Source organism: Hydrogenophaga sp., assembly GCF_036675665.1.
GTDB lineage: Bacteria > Pseudomonadota > Gammaproteobacteria > Burkholderiales > Burkholderiaceae_C > Hydrogenophaga.
In genome coordinates this window covers 1-3,623 of the sequence record NZ_JAKFEO010000027.1, presented here as the reverse complement: position 1 = coordinate 3,623, position 3,623 = coordinate 1, and the positions used below count along the sequence as shown (strand labels likewise).

Sequence of the window (3,623 nt, the reverse complement as noted above, 5' to 3'; positions counted from 1 at the left end):
GTGCATGGCATTCGAAATCGACATCGGCTTCACATCGCTCACGGGCAAGAAGGAAGTCAACGAGGACTTCGCCGCTGCAATGCTGCCCGAGCCGGGACAGGAGGCCATGGGCGCGATCGCGGCCATTGCCGATGGCGTGAGCATGGGCGGCATGGGGCGCGAGGCGGCGCAGACGACGGTGACGAGTCTCGTGCGCGATTACTTCGGCACGCCCGAGACATGGGATACGACGGTGGCGCTGGACCGCATCATCGCCGCGCAGAACTCCTGGCTGGTTGGACTGAACAGGCGACGCGCCCCCGCTTGCGGGCTCACCACCCTCACGGCGCTGGTGGTCCGCGGCCAGAGCTACGCGCTCGCGCACGTAGGCGATACACGCGCTTACCTGCTGCGTGACGGCGAACTGACCCAGCTGACGCACGACCATGCCATGGCACATGCCGATTTCCGCCACCAGTTGCTGCGCGCCGTAGGCGCCGAGGAGCGCCTGGTGGTGGATTACACGCAGGGCGATTTGCACGTGGGCGACGTATTCGTGCTGCTTTCGGACGGCGTGCACAATGTGGTCCCGCACAAGCGGCTGAAGGCGCTTATCACCGAGAACGCGCAGTCGCTGAGCGAAATCGTCGTGAAGGACGCGCTGGAGCAGGGTAGCGGCGACAACTGCACGGCGCTCGTCGTGCGGGTGCTGGGCATCCTGGACGCCACGCTGCAGGACGAAAACCGGCTGGCGCAGCAACTGACCGTCCCGCCACGCCTGAAGGTCGGCGACACCATCGACGGCGTGGCGGTGACTTCGGTGATCGTCGACAACGGTATCAATATCCTCTATCAGGTGCGCGACGTCCAGACGGGCAGGCTGTACGCATTGAAAACGCTCAACCCGCAGCGCGCGCACGACGTGCAGGAGCGCGCGATGCTCGCGCACGAGGCGTGGCTGGCCAAGCGCATGGCCTCGGGCCGCGCCGCGGAGAATCTCGTGGCCGTGCACGACCCGCTCGTCGAATCACCCACGGCGTTCTACCTTCTGTACGAGTGGCATGCCGGCGAGACCCTGCAGCAGATGCTCGCCCGCAAGCACCGGTTCACACTCAGCCAGACGGTCGCGGCCGCGGCCCACGTTGCGCGTGCGCTTGGCCGGCTGCACCGGCAGGGCGTGATCCACCGCGATGTGAAGCCCGCCAACCTGCACCAGGGCGAGGACGGCGTGCTGCGCCTGCTGGACCTGGGCGTCGCGCTGAGCGGCCGGGAGCCGGAGTCGACGCGCCTTCTCCATGCGGGCACCCCCAGCTACATGAACCCCGAGCAATGGGGTTTCCAGTCGAATGGCGCCGAGGCAGCGGAAGAAGCGCCGAACGCCCAGAGCGACTTGTTCGCGCTGGGCGTGACGCTCTACCAGCTGCTCACCGGCGGCAAGCTGCCTTACGGCGACGTCCTGCCCTACCAGGCGGGCCGCTATTGGCGCGACCCGATAGCACCCAGCCGGCACAACCCCGAAGTGCCGATCTGGCTGGACCATGTGGTGCTGAAGGCGGTGGCGCGAGACAAGCGGCTGCGCTTCGAGACGGCCGAGGAATTCCTTCTGGCGCTGGAGCGCGGCGCCTCGCGTCCGCTCACGGCGCCGGCGCCCACGCCGCTGATGCAGCGCGACCCCACGGCCTCGTGGAAGATCGCCCTGGCCGTCAGCCTGCTGTTCAACGCACTGCTGGTTTACTGGCTGCTGTTTTTGCCGAGGTGACCGCGGGTTGGGCCGGGGCGGGCGCCGCATGATGCCTCGCGCGCCCACCCTTCTCGGCCCAGGTCCTCGTCCAGCGAATCTGCATCAAGCGCAGCATGGCAAGCATCACGATGGCCAGTACGGCAAAGGCGAGGAAGCCCCAGAAGTAGGTGCCGGAATACTGCTTGGACAGGCCCATGGCGTTGGGCAGGAAGCCGCCGCCCAGGGCTCCGATTTCGCCGATCATCGAACCCGCGACGGCGGTGGCCAGGGGCCAGCGCAAGGGCACCAGCTGGAACAGCGCGCCGTTGCCCGCGCCCAGCGCGGCGAAGCACAGCATGAAGAGCAACGTGGTCGCGGTGAGCGAGCTGCCGGCCGCGCCGCACAGCACCAGCGTCACCGCCACCACCGCGAGCACGCCCGTGAGCGTATTGATGCCGCCGATGCGGTCGGAGATGTAGCCGCCGACGACGCGCACGGCCGAGCCCATCAGAGCCGACAGCATGGTGAGCTGGCCGGCCTGCACCTTGGTGACACCGAACTGGTCGTAGAAATATGTGGGAAGGAAGCTCGCCAGGCCGATGAAGCCGCCGAAGGTGATGATGTAGATCAGACTGAAGGCCCAGCCGTCCTTCTCGAACAGGCAGGCGATGTGCTCACGGAAGGTCTGATGCTCCACGTCGGGCGGTTCCTTGGCGAAGACGACCATCACCACCATCGGGATCAGCATGAAGAACGCCGCGATGCCGTACACGGCCTGCCACCCGTAGGCCATGGCCAGCGGGGGAGCGAACAGCACGGCCAACACGGTGCCCGAGTTGCCGGCCCCTGCGATGCCCATCGCCAGGCCCTTGTGCTTGGGCGGGAACCAGCCGGAGCCCAGCGACAGCGCCACGCCGAAGCTCGCGCCGGCGATGCCCAACAGCACGCCCATGGCCAGTACGTGGCTATAGGAGCTGATGAAGAAGAAGCCGAACGCCAGCGCCAGCACGATCATGCCCATCTCCACCAGCGCCGCGTTCTTGCGGCCGATGTACTGGGCGAGCACGCCCAGCGGGAAGCGCATCAGGGCGCCCGCAAGGATGGGCACCGAGATCATGAAGCCCTTCTGCGCCGCGGTGAGCTGGTACGCCTCGCTGATGAACGGTGCCATCGCACCATTCAAGACCCACACCGCGAAGCAGAAGTCGAAGTACAGGAAAGCGGCAAACAATGTCGGTGCGTGGCCCGACTTCAGGAACGTGCGAAAACCCGCCATGGTGCAAATCCTCTGTGAGACTGATCGATCAATTCACAGATTCAGTGCGAGAAGCGTGCCAGCCGGGGGCACGCGAAAAAGCGCGCTCCCGCCTCAAAGCGGGGCGTTGCAAGGTGCGCTATTGGTGCGCGGGCACGGGTTGAGTGCGCTTCGCCTTCCTAATGCCTCCTCTCCATGTCGACGCACACCAGCGCCGGCTGGTGGTTCCAGCGCAGCGTGATGACATACGGGTGCTTGCGCACGCGCGCCTTGACGCCTGAGCTGCCGTGCAGTTTCACCGGCACCGAGATCTGCAGTCCCGCGCCCAGTGTCTTGCGCGCGTTGCCGCCAAGGGTGTTGGCGATCTCACCGACGGCGTCGAGGAGGTTGTTCGCGGACAGGTCGGTTTCGCCCTGCAGCAGCAGCAACTCGCGCAGTAGTTGCGGCGGCATGGACACCATCACGTGGCCGTTGTAGGAGCCGGAGAAGGTGACGATGCCGTTGAAATCGTGGCCGTCCACGTCGCCGGTGCCGAGAAAGGCGGAAGTGATTTGCGGCTCCTGCTTGGTGAGCACCTGGAAGTAACGCCGCACCGAATCCACGAAGAGCTTCAGCTCGGCCTCATGCAGAGAGTCGGTCATCGTGCCTCCGTGACGTCGAGCAGGGCCA

General features: G+C 66.2%; 3 protein-coding genes. 1 reads left to right on the top strand and 2 read right to left on the bottom strand.

Annotated elements, in window-relative coordinates; translation table 11 throughout:
• Positions 1–4: 4 nt before the first annotated feature.
• Positions 5–1,738 carry a protein kinase domain-containing protein gene (locus tag V6M63_RS10295; protein ID WP_332741491.1) on the top strand — a complete coding sequence of 578 codons (1,734 nt, stop codon included), beginning with the start codon at positions 5–7 and terminating at the stop codon, positions 1,736–1,738.
• Here the strand turns inward: V6M63_RS10295 and V6M63_RS10290 are convergent.
• Positions 1,695–2,975 (bottom strand): nitrate/nitrite transporter, encoded by a 1,281-nt coding sequence (locus V6M63_RS10290; protein ID WP_332741489.1) that lies wholly within the window; start codon positions 2,973–2,975, stop codon positions 1,695–1,697. The two genes, V6M63_RS10295 and V6M63_RS10290, sit on opposite strands and share 44 nt — an antisense overlap.
• A 158-nt stretch (positions 2,976–3,133) precedes the next feature.
• Positions 3,134–3,595 (bottom strand): chemotaxis protein CheX, encoded by a 462-nt coding sequence (locus V6M63_RS10285; protein ID WP_332741490.1) that lies wholly within the window; start codon positions 3,593–3,595, stop codon positions 3,134–3,136.
• Between the last annotated feature and the right edge of the window lie 28 nt (positions 3,596–3,623).